The 21,080-nt window shown below is 40.8% G+C and carries 17 protein-coding genes; 8 read left to right on the forward strand and 9 right to left on the reverse strand.

From position 1 onward, the window contains the following. Window positions 1–20 precede the first annotated feature (20 nt). The 3 genes from B3C94_RS06945 (at window position 21) to B3C94_RS06955 (ending at window position 4,489) form a co-directional block, all read left to right on the forward strand. A complete protein-coding gene (locus B3C94_RS06945) occupies window positions 21–1,196 on the forward strand; it encodes an acetyl-CoA C-acyltransferase (RefSeq protein ID WP_293901038.1) in 1,176 nt (391 codons plus the stop codon). Between the two features lie 132 nt (window positions 1,197–1,328). Continuing rightward, window positions 1,329–3,110, forward strand: coding sequence for an acyl-CoA dehydrogenase family protein (locus B3C94_RS06950; protein ID WP_293901041.1), 1,782 nt, complete (start codon window positions 1,329–1,331; stop codon window positions 3,108–3,110). A 122-nt stretch (window positions 3,111–3,232) separates the two neighbouring features. After that, entirely contained in the window at window positions 3,233–4,489 is a 1,257-nt protein-coding gene (locus B3C94_RS06955) for a YeiH family protein (protein ID WP_293901044.1), read from the forward strand. A 12-nt stretch (window positions 4,490–4,501) separates the two neighbouring features. Here the strand turns inward: B3C94_RS06955 and B3C94_RS06960 are convergent, their stop codons facing one another. Beyond that, window positions 4,502–4,747 (reverse strand): hypothetical protein, encoded by a 246-nt coding sequence (locus B3C94_RS06960; protein WP_293901046.1) that lies wholly within the window; start codon window positions 4,745–4,747, stop codon window positions 4,502–4,504. 569 nt (window positions 4,748–5,316) lie between these two features. Between B3C94_RS06960 and B3C94_RS06965 the strand changes: the two genes are divergently transcribed. The 3 genes from B3C94_RS06965 to B3C94_RS06975 all read left to right on the forward strand — a co-directional run bounded on the left by B3C94_RS06965 (window position 5,317) and on the right by B3C94_RS06975 (window position 9,304). After that, window positions 5,317–7,914: a TonB-dependent receptor gene (locus tag B3C94_RS06965; RefSeq protein ID WP_293901049.1), complete on the forward strand. Its 2,598-nt coding sequence runs from the start codon at window positions 5,317–5,319 to the stop codon at window positions 7,912–7,914. A gap of 144 nt (window positions 7,915–8,058) precedes the next feature. Beyond that, window positions 8,059–8,607, forward strand: coding sequence for an RNA polymerase sigma factor (locus tag B3C94_RS06970; RefSeq protein ID WP_293901052.1), 549 nt, complete (start codon window positions 8,059–8,061; stop codon window positions 8,605–8,607). Beyond that, the gene (locus B3C94_RS06975) at window positions 8,597–9,304 is read left to right on the forward strand and encodes a hypothetical protein (RefSeq protein ID WP_293901055.1); all 708 of its coding nucleotides are present in this window, start codon (window positions 8,597–8,599) and stop codon (window positions 9,302–9,304) included. The genes B3C94_RS06970 and B3C94_RS06975 overlap by 11 nt, the downstream gene beginning before the upstream one ends. A 76-nt stretch (window positions 9,305–9,380) precedes the next feature. Here B3C94_RS06975 and B3C94_RS06980 read toward each other — a convergent pair whose 3' ends face one another. The 8 genes from B3C94_RS06980 to B3C94_RS07015 all read right to left on the reverse strand — a co-directional run bounded on the left by B3C94_RS06980 (window position 9,381) and on the right by B3C94_RS07015 (window position 19,945). Beyond that, a complete protein-coding gene (locus tag B3C94_RS06980) occupies window positions 9,381–12,554 on the reverse strand; it encodes a TonB-dependent receptor (RefSeq protein ID WP_293901058.1) in 3,174 nt (1,057 codons plus the stop codon). Window positions 12,555–12,763: 209 nt separating this feature from the next. After that, window positions 12,764–13,327 carry a nitroreductase family protein gene (locus B3C94_RS06985; protein ID WP_293901061.1) on the reverse strand — a complete coding sequence of 188 codons (564 nt, stop codon included), beginning with the start codon at window positions 13,325–13,327 and terminating at the stop codon, window positions 12,764–12,766. A gap of 17 nt (window positions 13,328–13,344) precedes the next feature. After that, window positions 13,345–14,607 carry a peptidase T gene (gene pepT / locus B3C94_RS06990; protein ID WP_293901064.1) on the reverse strand — a complete coding sequence of 421 codons (1,263 nt, stop codon included), beginning with the start codon at window positions 14,605–14,607 and terminating at the stop codon, window positions 13,345–13,347. A gap of 302 nt (window positions 14,608–14,909) precedes the next feature. Beyond that, window positions 14,910–15,728 (reverse strand): DUF4197 domain-containing protein, encoded by an 819-nt coding sequence (locus tag B3C94_RS06995; RefSeq protein ID WP_293901067.1) that lies wholly within the window; start codon window positions 15,726–15,728, stop codon window positions 14,910–14,912. Between the two features lie 353 nt (window positions 15,729–16,081). Then, a complete protein-coding gene (locus B3C94_RS07000) occupies window positions 16,082–16,918 on the reverse strand; it encodes an endonuclease/exonuclease/phosphatase family protein (RefSeq protein WP_293901072.1) in 837 nt (278 codons plus the stop codon). 172 nt (window positions 16,919–17,090) lie between these two features. Continuing rightward, window positions 17,091–17,858: a glycerophosphodiester phosphodiesterase gene (locus B3C94_RS07005; RefSeq protein ID WP_293901075.1), complete on the reverse strand. Its 768-nt coding sequence runs from the start codon at window positions 17,856–17,858 to the stop codon at window positions 17,091–17,093. A gap of 265 nt (window positions 17,859–18,123) precedes the next feature. After that, window positions 18,124–18,771 carry an HD domain-containing protein gene (locus tag B3C94_RS07010; protein ID WP_293901078.1) on the reverse strand — a complete coding sequence of 216 codons (648 nt, stop codon included), beginning with the start codon at window positions 18,769–18,771 and terminating at the stop codon, window positions 18,124–18,126. Further along, window positions 18,764–19,945, reverse strand: coding sequence for a THUMP domain-containing class I SAM-dependent RNA methyltransferase (locus B3C94_RS07015; protein WP_293901600.1), 1,182 nt, complete (start codon window positions 19,943–19,945; stop codon window positions 18,764–18,766). The genes B3C94_RS07010 and B3C94_RS07015 overlap by 8 nt, the downstream gene beginning before the upstream one ends. A 77-nt stretch (window positions 19,946–20,022) precedes the next feature. Here B3C94_RS07015 and B3C94_RS07020 point away from each other — a divergent pair, with 77 nt between their 5' ends. Together B3C94_RS07020 and B3C94_RS07025 are read left to right on the forward strand one after the other, a co-directional pair. Continuing rightward, the gene (locus B3C94_RS07020; protein ID WP_070570272.1) at window positions 20,023–20,397 is read left to right on the forward strand and encodes a DUF3127 domain-containing protein; all 375 of its coding nucleotides are present in this window, start codon (window positions 20,023–20,025) and stop codon (window positions 20,395–20,397) included. 200 nt (window positions 20,398–20,597) lie between these two features. Continuing rightward, window positions 20,598–21,062 (forward strand): copper resistance protein NlpE, encoded by a 465-nt coding sequence (locus B3C94_RS07025; protein ID WP_293901081.1) that lies wholly within the window; start codon window positions 20,598–20,600, stop codon window positions 21,060–21,062. The last annotated feature ends 18 nt before the right edge of the window (window positions 21,063–21,080 follow it).

Below are 21,080 nucleotides of genomic sequence, written 5' to 3' on the forward strand. Positions count from 1 at the left end.
CACTACTAAAATTAAAAATAATGGAAGCATACATAGTAGCAGGATTTCGTACAGCAGTGGGCAAAGCACCGCGAGGAGGATTTCGCTTTATGCGGGCGGATGATTTAGCGTCGGATGTTATCAAACATCTTGTATCCACTGTGCCGAATTTAAATAAAGAAGATATAGATGATGTCATCGTTGGAAATGCCATGCCAGAAGCTGAACAAGGGCTCAATATGGCACGTTTCATTTCCTTGATGGGACTAGATACGGATAAAGTGCCCGGAGTAACCGTTAATCGATACTGCGCATCAGGTTTGGAGACTATTGCAACAGCGGTCGCAAAGATCAAGACTGGGATGGCAGATGTTATCATTGCCGGTGGTGTAGAGGTGATGTCCGGAATGCCTTTTGGAGGTTGGAAGATTGTGCCTAATCCTGTTGTGGCAAAAGAGCATCCCGACTGGTATTGGGGTATGGGATTGACTGCTGAAGCTGTAGCCAAAGATTACAATGTTTCACGCGAAGATCAGGATGCTTTTGCCCTTAAGTCGAATCAAAAGGCAGTTGCAGCCATTCAAAATGGTCATTTGAAAGATGGTATTGTGCCGATCACTGTAAAAGAGATTTATCTGAAAGACGGTAAGATTGCAACGCGTGAATATGTTGTTGACACAGATGAAGGTCCTCGGGCCGATACTTCCCTGGAGGCTTTAGGGAAATTGAAGCCAGTTTTTGCAGCAAATGGTTCGGTCACGGCGGGGAACTCTTCCCAGACATCCGATGGTGCTGCCTTTGTATTGGTGATGTCCGAAGCTAAAGTGAAGGAGCTTGGTGTAAAGCCTATAGCAAAACTTGTGAGCTTTGCAGTAGCAGGGGTGCCACCTCGTATTATGGGAATCGGTCCTATCTATGCAATCCCCAAGGCTTTGGAAAGAGCAGGACTTAAAAAAGAAGATATTGATCTTTTTGAATTAAATGAGGCGTTTGCTTCCCAGTCCCTTGCGGTTATTCGGGAGCTTGGATTAGACGAAGAGAAGGTAAATGTCAATGGTGGTGCTATCGCATTAGGGCATCCGCTCGGTTGTACCGGTGCTAAATTGACTGTTCAGATCCTACATGAGCTGAAACGCAGAGGGAAAAAATACGGCATGGTCACCATGTGTGTGGGAACGGGTCAGGGGGCAGCTGGTATTTTTGAGTTATTGGACTAAATGCAGCATTTAAGAATAACGATATCATTAAAATATGGGGTGTCGATCTCATAGCGAATAGAAGTATTTAAAAATATTGGAGATCAGAAACTGAACAACAATACGTTGATCTCCCTTCAATCTTAAAAAACAATGAGCGAAAATAAAGCAATTAAAGGCGGAGAGTTCGTTATTAGAGAGACTCCCTATACTGCAGTTTTTATTCCAGAGGAATTCGATGAAGAAGCGAAAATGATTCGTCAGACTTGTTTGGATTTTCTGGATACAGAAGTGCTGAATAAGCTTGACCGTATTGATGCGCAAGAAGAAGGGCTTATGCCCAGCTTGATGGATAAAGCTGGTGAACTGGGGATGCTGGGTGTTTCTATCCCTGAAGAGTATGGTGGTTTTGGTAAAAATTTTAATACCTCTATGCTTGTTGCCGATGCCGTAGGAGGCGGTTTTTCCTTTGCAGTCGCACTGTCGGCCCACACGGGAATAGGTACCCTGCCTATTCTATATTATGGCAATGATGCCCAAAAGGCAAAGTATATTCCGAAGCTTGCTACTGGCGAATGGAAGGCATCGTATTGTTTGACTGAGCCCAATGCTGGATCGGATGCAAACTCAGGCCGTACCTCGGCAAAATTAAATGCAGAAGGAACACATTATTTGATCAATGGACAAAAGATGTGGATTACGAATGGTGGATTTGCAGATATCTTTATCGTATTTGCAAAAATCGATGATGATAAAAATTTGACCGCATTTATCGTTGAGAAAGATTTTGGTGGAATTACTATGAACCCCGAAGAACATAAATTGGGCATCAAGGGATCATCTACACGCCAAATTTTCTTCAATGATTGTCCAGTTCCTGTAGAAAATATGCTTTCTGATCGTGAAAATGGATTTAAGATCGCTGTAAATATTCTCAATATAGGTCGTATTAAACTTGGGGCTGCTACAATTGGTTCAGCACGTATGGTGATCAATCATGCCGTGCAGTACGCCAATGAACGTATACAGTTTAATCTACCGATTTCTAAATTCGGTGCTATCCGATATAAGCTGGCCGAGATGGCAACACGTTTGTTTGCTGTTGAGTCTGCTTCCTATCGCGCGGGTCAAAATATCGACGATGCCTATGATGCGTTGATTGCCGGTGGGATGGATGAGGCAAAAGCAAAACTAAAATCCGTTGAGCAGTTTGCAATAGAGTGTGCTATTATTAAGGTTTGGTGCTCGGAGATGTTGGATTATGTGGTTGACGAAGGGGTACAGATTTATGGGGGAATGGGATACTCGGCAGATGCGCCGATGGAACGTGCTTACCGTGATTCGCGGATCAACCGAATTTTTGAGGGAACCAATGAAGTCAATAGGTTACTTGTCGTGGACATGTTATTAAAACGGGCCATGAAGGGTGAATTGGATCTGATGGGACCTGCACAGGCTGTAGCCGGAGAGCTTTTGGCTATCCCGGATTTCGGTGATGAAGATGATGCACCTTTTGCTGCAGAAAAGAAAATCGTTGCAAATCTGAAAAAAGCAGGATTATTGATCGCAGGAGCAGCTGTTCAAAAATTGATGATGTCTCTTTCCAAAGAAGAGGAAATCCTCATGAATATTGCGGATATTATCGGCTATGTATATATCACTGAATCGGTGTTGTTGCGTGCAGAGAAATTGGTACATACAGACGCTGAGAAAGCTGAATATGCAACAGATATGGCGAAAATATACCTGTATGGAGCAATTGATAAAATCAATGCTGCTGGTAAAGAAGCACTTTATTCGTTTGGTGAAGGTGATGAACTGAATATGATGTTGGTTGGCTTACGCAGATTTACAAAAGCACAGCCATTTAACGTGAAAGATGCACGTCAGCGAATCGCAAAAAGATTGATAGAAGAGAATAAATATTGTTTTTGATTGATAATAGATTATTGGTTTTGGTTGATGGCCGGAGAGAGATCTTCGGCCATTTTTGTGTTACAATCCTTAAAAGTCAGGGTAATTATGTTAAATTTAACCTTTTAAACCCTAACCATTATATGACATCTTCAAGATCGTTTGCATTTACAGAAGACTGGGTAGTCGTCATTTTGGGGATTGCTACCATCTTTCTCGCGCTTTCAGGAATCGTTGCGCCAGTACCTCAATTTTCGTGGGGCAGTGCTGCTGAACTCCGCTCTACAATTTTAGACCCGACAAACTTAATAAAGCTTTTTGAGCAGTTTATTTTTGTGTTTGTTACCGCAATAGTGGGCGCTTTCCTTTTGAGGAAACCTGTAAAATATTTACTGGTTGTCTTTCCTGTCGTATTTATCCTGACCGTAGTTGCTTTGATCCTAGCCGGAAACGCAACGGTTAAAGAATATAATCTAGAAGCTGTAATTTTTAGTTTGATCATTGGCCTGGTTATCAGCAACTGCTTTAAACTGCCTGATTGGTTCAAGGAAACGTTAAGTACAGAACTGTATGTCAAAATCGGTCTAATTCTGCTAGGGACTACGGTAATCTTCGGAGATATTCTCAAAGCAGGATTGCTTGGGCTTGTGCAGGCATTGGCAGTCGTGCTGTCTGTTTGGTATTTTGCATTCTGGATCTGTAAAAAATTAAAGATTGATAAAGAGATGTCCCTGATGTTGTCGAGTGCGGTTTCTATTTGTGGCGTCTCCGCTGCAATAGCAACATCGGGAGCGATCAAAGGTGATAGCAAAAAACTATCCTACGTAATTTCTTTGGTCTTGATTACCGCAATTCCAATGATGATTTTTATGCCCTATATGGCAGAGTGGATGGGCTTGTCGCAAGAAGTTACTGGCGCCTGGCTTGGAGGAAGTATTGATACGACCGGAGCAGTTGTTGCATCAGGCTCCTTGGTCGGCGAAAGGGCTTTAGAGATCAGTACCATTGTGAAGTTTTCACAAAACGTACTACTCGGGCTGGCTGCTTTTGCCATTAGTATTTATTGGACCTATAGCAAATCTGTTGATGATGAAACCAAGCGCGATAAACCGACATTGAAAATTATCTGGGAACGTTTCCCGAAATTTGTGCTGGGTTTTGTATTGGCCTCCTTGTTATTTTCTTTTGTTGTCGCTCCGGAAAAGATTGATGCTGTCAAAGGGAGCCTGAAAAATTTACAAGGGCTTTGGTTTACACTAGCGTTTACATCAATCGGTCTTGAAACGAACTTTAAAGATCTCTTTGTGCAAGATAACAAGAAGCCACTATATGCTTTCCTGATTGCACAGACCTTTAATGTCATCATTACCTTATTGATCGCATTGGTGCTATTTCGCTAACGCAATCGTGTCTTAACGGTTTCTTCGATAAGCCTTTATGGGCAGCCTGATCGAAGGAGCCGTTACCTTTTTATGCGAGACAGTATACCTGTCTGTCCTCCTTGTTTTAATAGGCATTTCACTTGCTTTAAGCGAGCAAAAACAACCGATTATTTCTGCCACATAGCGGTCTCCTGTCGCTGCTGTTCCGATTTCAAAAACACTAAGTTGTATCTTATGGCTTCTAATGCTTCCATTATCCTTGAGTTTGTTTTTCATTAGATGACCTGATGATCCGACTTTTCTAATCCTCGATGCAGATTATCGATTCCTATAAAGAGGGGGGATATACTTTTAATTTTCGATGGAGTGCTGGGTCGTAACGATGGGGAATGTAACATTTTTTCATTTCGGAGGAAACACTTATTTTTTTAATGTAAATTCCTTTAAATGAGTGTTTAGGGTGCTAATTAAAAAAAATATCATAAAATCTATCAAATTAGTAGTCTTTTGAAAAATATTTATATATTTGTATCGTTATCTGATTTAAAGGCCAATAGGTCTGGAGGTAAAGATGAGTTTATACCAAGGCAAACAAAAAATAACAATTTAAATAGAATGAAACAAAATTACTCTTCAAAAACAAGTTTATTGGTTGCTTCGGCAGAAGTATCTCTAGTAGCCCTGATAATTTATCGGGAACGAATGTGTTGTTAAAATTTCTCTCTTACACTCTCTTATATTAGAAAAGGGAAGCCGAGGCTTCCCTTTTACAAAGTTTTAACAATGAAGCAAGTATCGATTGGCGTTGGCACTTGTTTAGATTCACCATTAAACTGAATAAATTTATGAAAAAAAATGCTATTTTTCGAATTAGCGTCATTTTTAGCTTACTTTTAACTGGTTCCTACCATACCTATGCGCAAGTTGAAAATCCAAAACCTATTATAAATGCCTCATTAACAGGGACAGTAATTGACGCTGTAACAAAAGAACCTTTGCAGGGTGTAACTGTTCAGCTGGAGGCCGTGACTCACCAGGTGAAAACCGATAGTAAAGGTGTTTTTCAGTTTGTCACGGGACAAAAATTACCGTTTTCATTGATCGTGTCTATTGTCGGTTATCAAACCCGGCATATCGTCGTAGATCATTCTCCTGCTGTAATTGAGCTTACACCGCGCTTGGAAGCGTTGGATCAAGTGGTGGTCACAGCACGCCGGCGTAAAGAGCAATTGCAGGATGTACCTATTCCTGTATCGATTATTCGTGGAGCAGCATTGGAAGATGCAGGTGCATTTAACGTAAATCGTTTGAAAGAATTGGTTCCAACCGTTCAACTCTATGCTTCGAACGCACGCAATACAACATTGAATATACGCGGGCTGGGCTCTACTTATGGTCTGACCAATGATGGAATCGATCCGGGAGTCGGATTTTACCTTGATGGTGTATACATTGCCCGTCCTGCGGCAACTTGGTTAGACTTTATTGATATCGACCAAATCGAAGTTCTGCGTGGTCCCCAAGGTACACTCTTTGGAAAAAATACAACTGCAGGTGCTTTTAATATCACTTCACGTCTGCCTCAATTTACACCCGAGGCTAATGTAGAAGTGAGTTACGGGAACCAGGGGTTTATTCAGGCAAAAACTTCCATATCCGGACCTCTAGCTAAAAACCTAGCCGCAAGAGCTTCCTTTTCAGGAACACAGCGCGATGGCAATTTGTTCAATGTACATACCAATAGAAAGATTAATGATATTAACAACCTTGGCTTTAGAGGGCAATTGCTTTTTACCCCAACTGAAAATATCAAACTGGTGCTTTCCGGTGATGTATCTTCACAGAAACCGGATGGTTATGGTTGGGCTGTTGCAGGAGTTGTAAAGACACAGCGTGCAGACTATAGACAGTTCGATGCAATTATCAAGGATCTCGGTTACGAACTCCCGTATAAAAGTGCTTTCGAACGTAAGATCGATCTGGACACACAATCCAAAGCTGATAATAAATTGGGCGGTGTGGCGTTGAATGCCGATATTAAGATTGGTGAAGGGACACTGACCTCAACTTCTGCGTGGCGGACATGGACATGGGTTCCACTCAATGACCGCGATTACTTGGGACTTCCGGTATACACGGTTTCAGCAGGTAATTCCGTCCATAATCAATGGTCACAGGAATTTAGATACTCTGGAAAAATCAGTGAAAAGGTCAGCGGCGTTGTTGGGTTATTTGGTCTGTGGCAGGATCTCGGTACAGATCCCGTACATACCGAAGAAACGGGATCTGCCTTTTGGCGTTTTCAAAAAAGCTCGACGAGTGCTTTATGGCAAACACCGGGATTATTTGACAATTTTGGAATCAAGACCGTTTATGGAATTAAAAGCACAAGCTTAGCTGCCTACACACAGATCGATTGGGCAGTGACCCCAAAATTACATATCCTGCCGGGTCTTCGCTACAACTATGATAAAAAGGTAGCTAACTATGATAGGCAAACCTATGGTGGCTTGCAAACATCCGATCCGGCATTGCTAGCACTTAAAAATGGTGTGTATACCAATCAGACATTTGATGTCAATGCCGATGCAGACAATTTCTCAGGTCAGCTTTCTGCAAGATATCGTTTCAATCCGAAGATAAACGCATATGCAACCTATTCCATAAGCTATAAACCCGTAGGTATCAACGTGGGTGGATTGCCTACAGCCAACGGAGCGGTGCTTCTGGATCTTGCTGAAGTCAAACCCGAAGCTGTCCGTCACAAGGAAATCGGTGTAAAAACAAATCCGACACGCAATTCATTGCTCAATCTGACTTTTTACCAAACGGATATCAAAGACTATCAGACCCAGGTGCAGACGCCCGAACCAGGAGTGAACCGCGGTTATCTGGCCAATGCCGAAAAAGTGCGTGTAAAAGGTATTGAACTGGATGGAAATATCAATATTGGACATTTTCTACGACTGAATGGGGCACTTGCCTACACAGATGCCAAATATGTCAAATTTACCAATGCGCCTGTTCCCTTAGAAGAGGTAGGCGGAGCTCAGGCTTTTAAAGACATTTCTGGTGGTGTCCTTCCAGGTGTTTCCAAGTGGTCTTGGTCATTGGGTGGCGAAGCGAATAAAAGTGGAAAGCTGATTGGAATCAATGGATCTTACTTTTTGGGCGCCGACCTATTCCATCGTTCTAAATTCTCGTCCAGTTCCTCTCCATCCCAGTACCTAAACATTGATGCCTATTCGGTCTTGAACGCAAGACTTGGCTTTAGAGGATCAAATGGTATTTCAGTGTTTGTGTGGAGCAGAAATCTAACCAATAAAGATTACTACGAGCAGCTGCTGGCCGCGCCGGGAAGTTATGGGCAATACGCCGGAGTGGTTGCCGATCCGCGAACCTATGGCGTTACCCTCCGATACAATTGGAAACAAGGGAATTAGATCCGTAATTCATAATATATTTTTATTGACCGTCTCCATTTCAATATGGGGACGGTTTTTTGTTTATCGATAATTTGTGGCATCTTCTTTTTTTATTTGTGGAAATCCGTATCTTAAATCATCATTAAGGTGAATGATTTGCGCATGAACGAAAAAGAGCTTCTACAACACTATAAAACAAGTGGTGACTTGTCTACACTGGGGAAATTATATTCACCCTATATGTCTTTGCTTTATGGTTTGTGCTTCAAATACTTACAAGACCCCGATCGTAGTCAGGATGCGGTCATGCAGATATTTGAAGAACTGATTCAGAAGCTACGTCAATATGAAGTCGATAATTTTAAGAGCTGGTTGCACGTTTACAGCAAGAATTATTGCCTTATGCAATTACGTAAAGATAAGCGGACAACGCAGGTTGATATTGAAGACAATTTGCTTGAAAGCGAACAAAAGCTCAATGATGCCAGTGAAGCCAAGTGGGAAGAAAGAGATTTTGAAAAACTGGAAGGCTGTATGCAAACTCTGAACCGTGAGCAACAAGAATGTGTACGTTTGTTTTATCTAGAGCAAAAATGTTATAAAGATATTGCAGATTTGACCGGATATGATTTGAATAAGGTCAAGAGTGCTATTCAGAATGGAAAGCGCAATTTAAAAATCTGCATGGAAAGGAAAGAAAATGGAAAATAATTATCAATTATCACGGATACATAATTATATCCATGGTTTGATGAGTAAAGAGGAAATGTTCCAATTGGAGCGTGAGGCATTGGACGATCCTTTTTTACAAGATGCTATCGATGGTTACCGATTGCAAAATGGCGTGGATGCCCGGCAATTGAGCCTATTGCAGCAGCGTCTTAATCGACGAGTCGAAGATACAATCGCAACAAGGCATGCCCAGTATTTTACTTGGCAGCGTTTGGCGATCGGTGCCACTGCGGGGGTACTTTTTGTGACTTTGTTGGCTCTGCTATATTTTAAACACTTTAACGGTAAGGCTGAGCGTACGACAGATGTTGAGTTGAGTGAGCCTGAAAATAGGGTATCTGTTGAGCCTTTGTTGGACGGAGGTGATGCAACACCCCGTGAAGGCTGGAAGACTTTTGAACAGTATCTCAATAAAAACTTGATGGCCTCCGTTAGAGGAGGAGAGATTATTGTCAATTTTACGATTGACAATAATGGAGTGCCTACCGATATTAGTGCCGAAGGACAACCGGATCAGTCGCTCTTTGATGAAGCGGTTCGACTTCTACAGGTTGGGCCAAAATGGCAGGGAACAAAAGGGCGTCTGAAGATTGTATTTCCCGTCAAAGAGGAAAAGAACTCGGCACAGTTAACTGTAATTAAACCACCACATTGTTTTGGTATTGAGGAAAAATAGATGGGATCCGATAAAACGCAGCGAGCCATTTTCTCTGAAAGAAATGGCTCGCTGCGTTTTCTATAGTCTGAATGACTTAAAATGCATATCTCAGGCCTAATTGTACTTGATAAGGGTTACCATTTAAGTTAGATACGCCAACACCTGAACTCATATTATAAATATATTGTTGACTCGTTGCATCAAAGCTTTTGATGGCATATAGATTTTGCTTACCCAGATTGTGTCCTACACCCCAAGTTTTTTTCAAAAGGTTGGCTACATTGAAAATGTCTATCGAAGCTTCAATGCCATGTTTCTTGTAAACTTTTAGATTTTTGGCCAAGTGCAAGTCAAATACGCCGTAAAAACCGTTGATACCACCGTTACGTTCAGCTATGCGGTCGAGGTTTCCATTGATGTATTTTTTGATGCTTTGCTCTGCATTTGGATCGTCTAAAATAGCTTGAATGCCGGTTTTGATGTAATCGGGGGTGTTTTTGTTATTTGGATCGTATACGAAGGCAAGATCGTTGGAATTTACAAAATCACCGTTGACATTCCCATTGACCGCTAAAGAATAGCGTGTTCCTGCAATTCCGCTGAAACGTAAACCCATCGAAACACCCCATAATGATGGCATGGTGCCATAAAAGACGACTTTGTGGCGGAATTGATTGTCCGAATAAGTCATCGTACTCAAGTCGCGAGGATCATCTTTGACCATCAGGGAAAGGGTGGCAGAGTTGGCAACATTACCGTTATAGGAGGTATTGTCTTTTGTATCGTTCCAAGTGTAAGACATCGTGATCTGACCGTCCTTATAATAACGATAAGTTCCGTCTAGTACAACCGTGTAAGAATTGTTTTTTCCCTCACTGTTCATTTCCAGTACGCGGCCTATTTGTTTGGTTTTACGGCTATTGGTCCAGTTGGCGGCACCATTTGTCGTGTTGATGCTGGATGCCGGAACATACACCCCACGGTTACCCTCGGCAGTCAATCTAAAATAAGGGTCTTCCACCATGTTGCGATCTACATACATATAATTGTTGCGACCCCAAGTTCCGTAAGCGCTTAAACCGATGCGTAGCGAAGGTGTAAAAAAGTGATTGATGGAAATATTGGCTTTATATACAGTCGGCACTTTCACATCTTTACTATTAGTATTGATTGTGACCAATTTTTCGATCTTCGGATTGTCCAGCAGTTCGCGTCCTGGAGCTGTATCGGGGTCCTTGCGATAGCTTGCGAAATTTGGCTTAGGAATTAATGTCGGATCTGTGATATCCACACCAGCTATGCGTGAACCATCAAACAACATATTATTTAGCATTGAATACGGGTTGAGAGCCGAACCAAATATACCCGCGCCAAAACGGATGATATTTTTCTTCTCCTCATTGATATCCCAGTTGAACTGCACACGCGGCTGTATCTGAAAAGTGTTGATCCCATTATCGGTCGAGAGCCCCAGCTCGTCATAGACCGTTTGATTGAATCTTGCCTTCTTTAGGTATTTCGTGTTGTCCAGACGTAGGCCGCCGACAACATCAAGACCTCTTGCGATTTTAGCTTCCATCTGTCCATAAAGACCTACAGCCAGATTGTTGACCAAGGTGTTTTCTTTGTCGGTCATATATACATCACGGGCATAGCGATAAGGAGTCAGGTTGTCAAAATTTTGTAAACCGGTAAAATAAAAACGACCATTCATTTCGCTTCCGTAGCGGAAGTCCATGTTGGTATACATGACATCTGCACCAAAGGTATATTTGATTTTATCTGTATTATAATATAAGTTGTTGACCAATTGTAACATATTTCCATTGAACCATTCTGGCGCATAACGCTGACCACCAAGCTGGATCGAATTGGTATATTTATTTGTGCCGTCCACCGATTGAATTGATTCAACGATTGCACGTGGAATACTGTGTGACTGATCAAATCCCGCAACATTATGCTGTGCTTCAGAACGCTCATAGAAATGTTGTATTTTCAAATCGTTGGTCAATTTGGAACTGATAGACGTCCGTAGGGAGGCCATTAGACTGTTGTTGATGTATCTTCGGTTGGTATAGGATTCAAAAGCATTGATCCCTGTATTATCCCCTTCTTGCTGATTGTCCATATCGTAGACAAAGTTATTCCGAATAGTCAATAGGTTCTTATCGTTCAATTGCCAATCAATGCGAGCAAAGGCCGCGTCGGTCTTTTTCTTCTTGTCAAAGGAACCAAACAGACGATCCGCACTTGCGCCATATTTTCCTACAGCAGTGCGGGTAAACTCATCCAAAGTCGCCTGCGTTACTTTGTAACGTGCAATATCCTCCGTTGTTTGAATATCAGCAATCTGAAGTGGGCGGGTGTCCATTTGACGATCCCAAGTCACAAAGAAGTGGGCTTTGTCCTTAATGATTGGACCTCCAAGTGAGAAACCATATTGATAGGTGGAGAATTTTTGTTTTCGTGCTGTTCCATTGAGGTTATACTTGCTCGAAAGCCATCCTGCCCGGGCAAAAGTAAATGCACTTCCAGTTAAAGTATTTGTACCTGATTTGGTTACGGTGGTAATGCTGCCCCCACCGCTGCGACCGAATGTGACATCGTAGTCATTGGTCACTACTTTGAACTCTCGAATGGCTTCCATGGAGATTGAATAAGCTCCGCCGCTATTTCCACCTGCTACTGTGCTGCGCGAATTCATTCCGTCTACCGTAAAATTGGTCGATGAAGCGCGTTGTCCAGCTAGATTCGTACCACTACTAACAGGCGATAGATCAATTAGAGAGGAGAAATTACGTCCATTTACAGGCATTTTTTTAAGATCATTGGCTGTAATTGCTGTGGATGCACCCAAAGTCTTGATCTTATTTTTTAGGTCAGCCGCAGTTCCCTGAACGATAACTTCATCCAATTTATTTTCAGCTGATGATAAGGTGAAATCCACATTGAGTTCGTCACCATAGCTCAATTTATAGTCGGTCTTTTTTTGTTCTGCATAGCCAACATGGTTTACTGTGATGCTGTATGGCGAGCCCAAAGGTAATTGTTGAAAGGTATAGACACCATTTTGGTTGGTCAGTGTCGTTTGTTTAAACCCTGTTGATTCATTTCTGACCGATACAGATGTTCCTTTTACTGGCCCATTGATGTCTATGATCCGACCTGTAATAGTGGCTTCGGTACCCTGAGCCCAACTGTTAGTTGGGATTTGGAAAAATGTAATAATGGTTAATACCATTAACCAAACGATGTTTCTTTGCATGATAATTTCACTTTTTAGTTGATTAGTGTCCGTCACAAGTATGTTGCGAAATTATCCCTGCAAGATTGTTAAATGGTTAAGGTCTCATTATTAAATTTTTAATAAAAATAGGTTTTGATGGTTCATCAAGTATAATTAATTAACTTATAAACAGCGAGCGGCTTAGATTCTTCTAAGCCGCTCGTTGTTTATTATAAAGCTGGAAAGCGTTATTCTTCCCAACGAATTTTATCTTCGATAGGTGTGCGTATAGGCTCACGCGCTTCCGATTGATGGTGTCCTAAGTAAAATAGACCAATGCATTTTTGATTTTCCTCAAGATTCAAGAAACCACCCAAGTGATTGATTAAACCAGGAGTCGCCCAGTATCCACCAATGTTTAGCGAGTGTGCGGCTAACCACATGTTTTCGACTGCTGCAGCTGTACAGGCCAATTCTTCCCATTCAGGAACTTCACCGGTATAATTGACAACAATAGCGATCGCAACGTTTGACTGTGTTGCTTTTTTGCCCATTGTTTGTTCGGTTGCCTCGGTATATTTCTCTGCAGGAGTCACTGATTTATAGATACGCGATAGCTCCGTGCCCAAACGTTGTAATCCTTCTTTACGGAAGATAACGAAACGCCAAGGCTGTGTTCTTTTATGTGTTGGTGCGGCATTGGCAGCTTCCAAGATACTCAAGATATCTTCTTTACTGACTTCTTCTTCAGTAAAGGAAGCTTGAAATACTGATCTTCTGTAGTGTATTGCTTTTAATACGTCGTTTTTCATTATAATTTATTTTTCCTTTATGCTTTTTCTTCCCATAAAGATACAACATGCAAAATTGTTTTGACGGCTTTTTCCATATCTTGTACCGATACCCACTCTTGTTTTCCGTGGAAAGCATGCCCTCCAGCAAAAATATTTGGGCAAGGTAAGCCCATGAAAGAAAGACGGGATCCATCTGTTCCGCCGCGGATACTTCTTCTTTCGGCCACCATTCCTGCTCTGTTGATTGCCTCCATGCCGATTTCCATAATTTCAGGATGCTGATCCAGCACTTCTTTCATATTACGGTATTGTTCTTTTACAACAAAAGTATAAGTACAGTTTGGATATTGTTCAACGATTGATTTTGCAATACCCTCCAGTTCATCTTCATGTTTCTTGAGATTGTCCGTAACGTGATCACGTACAATAAATTGAATTTCTGCTTTTTCCACAGATCCACTGATATGAACAGGATGTACAAAACCATCTTTTTTATTCGTACTTTCAGGTGAAAGTCTATCTTTCGGTAGCGCATCAATTACTGCACTGGCGATTTTGATGGCACTTTGCATCTTCCCTTTAGCAAAACCTGGATGCACCGATACGCCATGAATAGTTAATGTAGCTCCATCTGCGGAAAATGTCTCATCTTCGATGGTTCCCGCTCTTTCACCATCCATGGTAAAAGCGAAATCTGCTGCTAAACGTTTTAAATCTGCTTTATCAACGCCTCTGCCAATCTCCTCATCTGGCGTAAAAAGAATTTTGATATCACCATGTTTGATTTCAGGGTGTTTCATTAATAGACGAGCAGCATCCATGATTTCCGCTACACCAGCTTTGTCATCTGCACCGAGTAAAGTGGTGCCACTTGCTGTAATGATATCATTGCCAATTTGATTGGCTAGATCGGGATGGTCGGCATATTTGATGATAATACTCTTGTCGTCAGGGAGCACGAGATCCTGGCCCTGATAGTTAGAATGAACCAGAGGTTTAACATCTTTTCCAGAAGAGTCCGGAGATGTATCCATATGAGAACAGAAACAGATAACAGGAACTTGCTTTGTGGTATTAGATGGAATAGTTGCATAGATGTAGCCATTTTCATCCATTGCCGCGTCTGCAATACCCAATGCCAGCAACTCTGTTACAAGTAACTTTCCAAGGTTCTTTTGCTTTTCTGTAGAAGGACATGTTGGTGAATTTGCATCAGATTGTGTGTCAATCTGTACATAACGTTGAAATCTTTCGGATACCGAAAAATCACTTATGTTGTTGATCTCAAATGTACTCATTTTCTAATAGCCCTAATGTGATAAGGGTGGTCAAACTTAGATAAATTGCTTTTTATTTGCAATTTAATTTGGTTGCATTTACAAACAATTTGCTCTTAATATATGTGCTTGACTATTTTTGTGAACAAACGGGCAATAACTGAACTGAAACTGATCGGAGCGGATAGGATCCTAATTCCTGCTGAAGGAAATGTATCGCTAGATATAATGGTGCTGGAGAGCTTTTGAACAGTTTGGTTTGATCCATGGATAAAAAAAGAAATCATGATGGTCCACCATAAATAGAAAAAGTAAATCGTTTTCTATTTCTTTTCGTCTGCGTAACCAAATACCTTCTGTAAAATATTGGTATTTCTACTGCCACCTATGTTGTGTCTAATTTTTGACTCCTGGTCGGCAACTTTGACAAATAAACCGTCTATTGCTTTCTGCGTAACGTATGCAGTAAGATTTGTCTCCACTTTGTTGCCTAAAGGGAGGTTATTATAAGCTGTTGTCAATTGGGTCCAGTACTGATCCACATTGTTTGTACCCATAGCAGATTTAATGACTGGACTAAACTTGTTTGTTAATTCGTTCGATGTATTTGTTTTAAAAAACGTTGTTGCGGCGTCTTCTTTGCTTCCTAAAAGAATATTGGTCGCATCTGTAATCGTCATCTTCGAAAGTGCATTAACAAATACCGGGGCAGCTTCTTTAACGGCTCCCTCCGCAGCTCTGTTCATGCTCTGTATAAACTGATCGCACAATTTCCCCATTCCAACAGCACGAAGCGTTTTTTCTACTTTCTGTGCTTCGGCAGGCATCAAAATCTTTACTGCTGCATCTCCCAAAAAACCATCCTTTTTGGCTAAAGATTCGATACTCAGATTTAAGCCGTTGCTTAAAGCCTGTTTGATCCCCAATGAAGCATCTTTGCTGGATAAAGATGCCAAGGTGTTGGATTTTGATGATGTTGCGGCCGTGTTTGATGCTGTCGTGGTTTTAGTACTGTCCGTCTGGCCCTGATTTGCTTTTGCCAATGTCTCACTGATTTTCTTAAAAATCTGTGCTTCGCTTGCATTGGAATACAGTAGTCCTGAGACCAAAAGTGTACAATATAATAGTGGAAATTTCATCATGATTTGTTTTGCTGTCAAAATTAAACATATCGACTGTTAATTTATGTGAAAGTTTAAACCAATAATGGCTAAGCGTCATTATTGTCTGGAATAGTAGCAAATGCGCTACAGATTCCCGCAAAGTGCGCATGTCCTATCTTTTTAAAGGTGTTGAAGCATCCTGCGAAGAGGTGGGAGAGTAATCTCGGAACATCTACGTAGAATCTGGGAAGACTTCGATGATGCGGTCTTATCACTTAATTTGTTGAAGAATAACGCAGATAGACATAAATTAAAAGCGATAAAATAAAAAAACAGCAAGATTCTAAGAGAACCTGCTGTTTGTGTTATAAGGTTGTTGTATTAATAAGATATTATTTCCAGGAGAGCGTTGTTGCTACTGGAAAGTGATCCGAAGGGAATTTATTCATGTAGGTATCAGTCAGAATACCATATTTTTTTGCCTGAAAAGGTTTGGTTATGAAAATATGGTCAATACGGCCTGTTGGTCTAATGCTTTTGCCCCAGCCATTGAAAGAAGAATTGGGTTCATATTTAAATGTCGCCAATTCGTGTACATCAGTCACTACTTTACTATTGGCCAAGGTGAAATAAGCATCATCTTTTTCATCTACGTTGAAATCACCTGTTAAAATTAATGGAAGGTCTTTGGCAAATTCTTTTGCTTTTGCTAGAATCAATTTGGCGCTCTCTGTACGTGCAGTGCGGCCGATATGGTCAAAATGTGTATTCATAAAGATAAAGCGTTTTTTGTTAGCCTTGTCTTCAAAAATACCCCAGGTACAGATCCGTGGTAAGGCTGCATCCCAGCCCTTGTTTGGATGCTCGGTATCGGTTGCTGAGAGCCAAAAAGTACCGCTTTTAATAGCTTTGAACCGATTGGTATTGTAATAAATCGCAGAATGCTCGCCCTCTTGCGCGCCATCGTCGCGGCCAACACCCACGTAATCAAATCCAGGTAGGAGTTTTTTGAGATCTTGGACCTGGTCAAAGAAACCTTCCTGGATACCAAAAATATCAAAGCCATGATATTTAATCAGATTGGTAAGTGGAATTTTTCGGTCATTCCACATATTGTCGACATCCACGGTATTTCTTTGGCGAATATTATAGCTGGCGGCAATAAATTCCTGTCCATAGGACAAGAAGGATAAACATAGTGCTATAACGAGAAAAAGACTTTTTTTCATCTATTTAAATTATTTATGATATTTATGAGTGATCTTCATGTGTATAAATGAACTCGTTTCACTCGGTTATTTGTTGATTATTTATTTTCTATTAAAGGTATTCACACTGCCTTTAGCGGTATAAGTGTTTGGTCCCATCGATATCGATAGGCTCGGTTCACCCGGTTTGTCTTTATTTCTTTAATACACGGAGCAACAATTCAGGTTCGTCAGTTGTAATAAAATCAATTTTCTGATCGATTAGATTTGTCATTTCTTCTTCTGTGTTTACTGTCCATGCGTTCACTTTCATGCCAAGTTGATGCGCATCTTTCAGCCATGTTGCATTCTTTTTGAACACCGAAAAGTGATAATCCACTCCATTGATTCCAGTAGCTTTCACATCTGAAGGAGATTTATCTCCTGTAAGATATTGGATATTGGCCTTAGGAGCCAGTTCGTGAATTTTTTGACAAGCCTCAAAGCTGAAGGAAATATAATCAGTGACTTTTTCTGCCTTTAAGCTTTTGACCATCTCAACCGCTTTTGTGGTCGCTTCAAGTGTACGATCGACGCCGAGTTTATTGATTTTCAATTCAAGGATAAGCCGCAAGCCTTTCAATTTTTTCCCAGCATTAAGGTATTCTTCCAGCGTGGGAATAGATTCGCCGTTAGGATGCTTTTTTTCCAAAAGCTCTTTATATGTTGCCGTTGCGATATCGATACCATAGAAATCATTGTCGTGGTTGACTACAAGAATATTGTCTTTGGTCAAATGTACATCGAACTCGGATCCGAAGAGCTTAAGGTCGTGGGCCGCCTTTAAAGAAGCAATAGAGTTTTGGGGGAGATGGCTGTTTTTCCATACACCACGATGCGCAATGGCTTTCGTCTGTGCGAACAATGCCGAAGATGAGATCACCATCGCTAGTGTCAGACAGCTAAAAATATGTTTTTTCATGCTATAATTATGTATGAGTGTTTGTTTTCAACGGCATCATGCGCACGTTTCACTCGGTGATTTATTGCTATTCTATTTCTATTTTTCGACATTTATATATTACCTATGACGATATTACCCGTAAAAAATGAACCTGATAAAAGGTTCGTTTCTTATAAATGGGTTTAAAAGCTGATTTTACATAGGACAAAAAAAGTGGTACTTTTTATCTCGATGTACAAGATCTAAAGTACCACTTTTATATTTAGGAATTGTTAAGTGTAATTTATTTTTTACCATTCCATTCGGCCATGAACTCATCCAGGAAACCGAGCATATAATCATGACGATGCGCAGCGATTTTCTTCGCCGCTTCTGTATTCATCTTATTCTTTAACAATAAGAGCTTTTCGTAGAAGTGATTGATTGTAGGGGCTTCCGAATGTTTATACGCTTCCTTATCCTTATATTCCTGCACAGGAATGCTAGGATTATACATCTCACGACCTTTGTTGCCGCCAAAACTAAATGCACGGGCAATACCTATTGCGCCGATGGCATCAAGACGATCAGCATCTTGGACGATCTCCATTTCTTTTGAATGGAATGATACTTCACCCAAACTTGCTTTGAAAGACATGTTGAAGATGATCTTCTTGACGTGATCAATGACTTCAGGCGAAATTTCTAGACTTGCCAAGAATTCTCCGGCAACACGAGGGCCTATTGTTTCGTCGCCATCATGGAATTTACTGTCAGCGATGTCATGTAATAACGCTGCCAATTCACAAACCATGACATCTGCTTCTTCATCTTCTAAAATTAACTTCGTATTGTTCCATACGCGTTGAATATGCGACCAATCGTGGCCTGCTTCTGCAAATTTCAATCGATCTTGCACAAATGCTACTGTGCGCTCAATAATGTTATTCATACAATACTTTTGTTTTTTCGCGAGTACCCTCGTATAATTCGTATTCTAATAATCTACAATCTAATTTACCATTATAAAATTCTATACGTCGGGATGCACGCAGCCCGATTTTCTTTGCCAGATCTGGATTTCCTGTAAATATATAGCCTCTATAACCTTTGCACTCCTGTTTCATGAAATCTCCCATGCGCTTGTAGGTAATTTCTAGTTTACTGTGCGTGCCTAGACGTTCACCGTATTCAGGATTGAATAAAATGACACCACCTTGTTCTTTAGGAACGTGCGTTTCGGCAAAATCGCATACTTCAAATGAAATTAATTGTTCTACACCAGCAGTTCTGGCATTCATTTTAGAAACATTGATCGCCTCTTCCGAAATATCACTTGCGATAATTTGTGGAGTGGCTTTTTTATTGATCTGATCTTTAAGTAGTCTGCGCTCCTGGAAGAAAACAGTTTCATCATAACCAATGAAATGCATAAATGAATAGTTCATCCGTAGTAACCCCGGTTTTCTGTTTGTTGCAATCAGAGCGGCCTCAATAGCCAAAGTTCCGGAACCGCACATCGGGTTCACAAAAGGAGAATTGCCATCCCACTTGGATGCGATAATTGTTGAAGCAGCAAGAGCTTCCAACATCGGTGCTTTTCCAGGGATCTTCCGATAGCCGTGTTTCGCTAGGGTCTCCCCCGAAGTGTCTAGAAAAATTTCAGCACGATCATCTTTCCAGTACAAATGTACCACTGCTTTATTATTCTCAGGGCCTGAATTAGGGCGCATGCCCTTTTTTTCTTTGATACGATCCACGATCGCATCTTTAACCTTTACATTTGCAAATAGAGGTGTACTGATTGTTTCATTGTCTACATTGGAACTGACAGAGAAATATCCGTCAAATTGAATAAGTTCTTCCCAGGCGATCTTACTCAATTCTTCATAGAGTTCCGTCGGATTATTGGCTGTAAACTCCTTTAACGAGTACAGAATCTGAGAGGCTGTACGTAGGTTCAGATTGAGTTTGATCGTATCATTTATACTGACCTTTAATTCTACTCCAGTGGGAAATGCTCTGACAATGTCAAAACCTAACTCTTTAACTTCCTGTTGCAAATAAGGAGATAAGCGCTTATTGCACGTTATAATAACTTTATTGGGGGTGTTGAAAACTTCCATCATATTTTGTACAAAGTTAATTAAACTCTTCCTCAAAAATTGCTTAATTTTACGCTTTAATATTTATTTTTTTGATTATGGAAATTAGAGGAAAAGTACACGAGATAGGAGCGACACAACAAGTGACAGAATCATTCAAAAAACGCGATATGATTGTAGCTTATGCCGAAAACCCACAATTTGTTGAATATATCCGTTTTGAAGCAACACAAGACAGAACTTCAATTTTTGATAACTTAGCAATTGGTGAAGAGGTAGAAGTATCTTTTAATCTTCGTGGTCGTCCTTGGACTAATAAAGATGGCGTAACAACTTATTTCAATTCATTGGTCGCATGGCGTGTAACAAAATTGGGTAATGCTGCTCCGGCACCATCTTCTCCAGGTTACGCAGATATGCCTGCTCCTGTAGATTTGGCGGGTTCATCAGATGATGACGATCTACCATTCTAATCTGAATAAGATTTCATGCTCTATCGCACAAGCGGTAGCGAATAGATTATTTGAACTGTAAGCATACAGTTCTCTACGATAGAAAGGCTTCCTTGGGAAGCCTTTTTTATTTCCCTCCATAAGACAAGTTCTAGCAACTGACATTTATTGGCGCTGAAATTGCTTGCTATAGGAGGTTTAACATCAAAAAAACAACAGATATGAAACTATCCGTATTATTTTCTTGCTTAGCAGCGATTTCGCTAAGCGCATGTAATCAAACTTCAAAAAATAGTCAACATACGGCCACAGATTCTTCTGCACACGAGACAGCGGCAGTGGACACGGCCCATACATCGCAGAATTCACTGGATTGGGCCGGTACTTATGAAGCTACCATTCCCTGTGCAGATTGTGAAGGGATCAAAACAAATATTACCTTAAAAAATGACAATACTTTCGCTATTATCAGTGAATACATTAATAAAAACACTAAAATCGAAGACAGTGGTAAAGTCATGTGGCACGACAATGGATCCGTTGTTCATCTCACAGGAAAGGAAACAAATATGAAACTGAAAGTGGGCGAAAATAAATTGATCGGACTGGATCAGGAAGGTCATCAGATCGAAGGACCGAATGCACATCTCTATGTGTATAATAAGGTTGAAGGAGAGAAATTATAAATAAAACAAGACCCTGCT

This window comes from Sphingobacterium sp. UBA5670, from assembly GCF_002420705.1.
Lineage (GTDB): Bacteria > Bacteroidota > Bacteroidia > Sphingobacteriales > Sphingobacteriaceae > Sphingobacterium.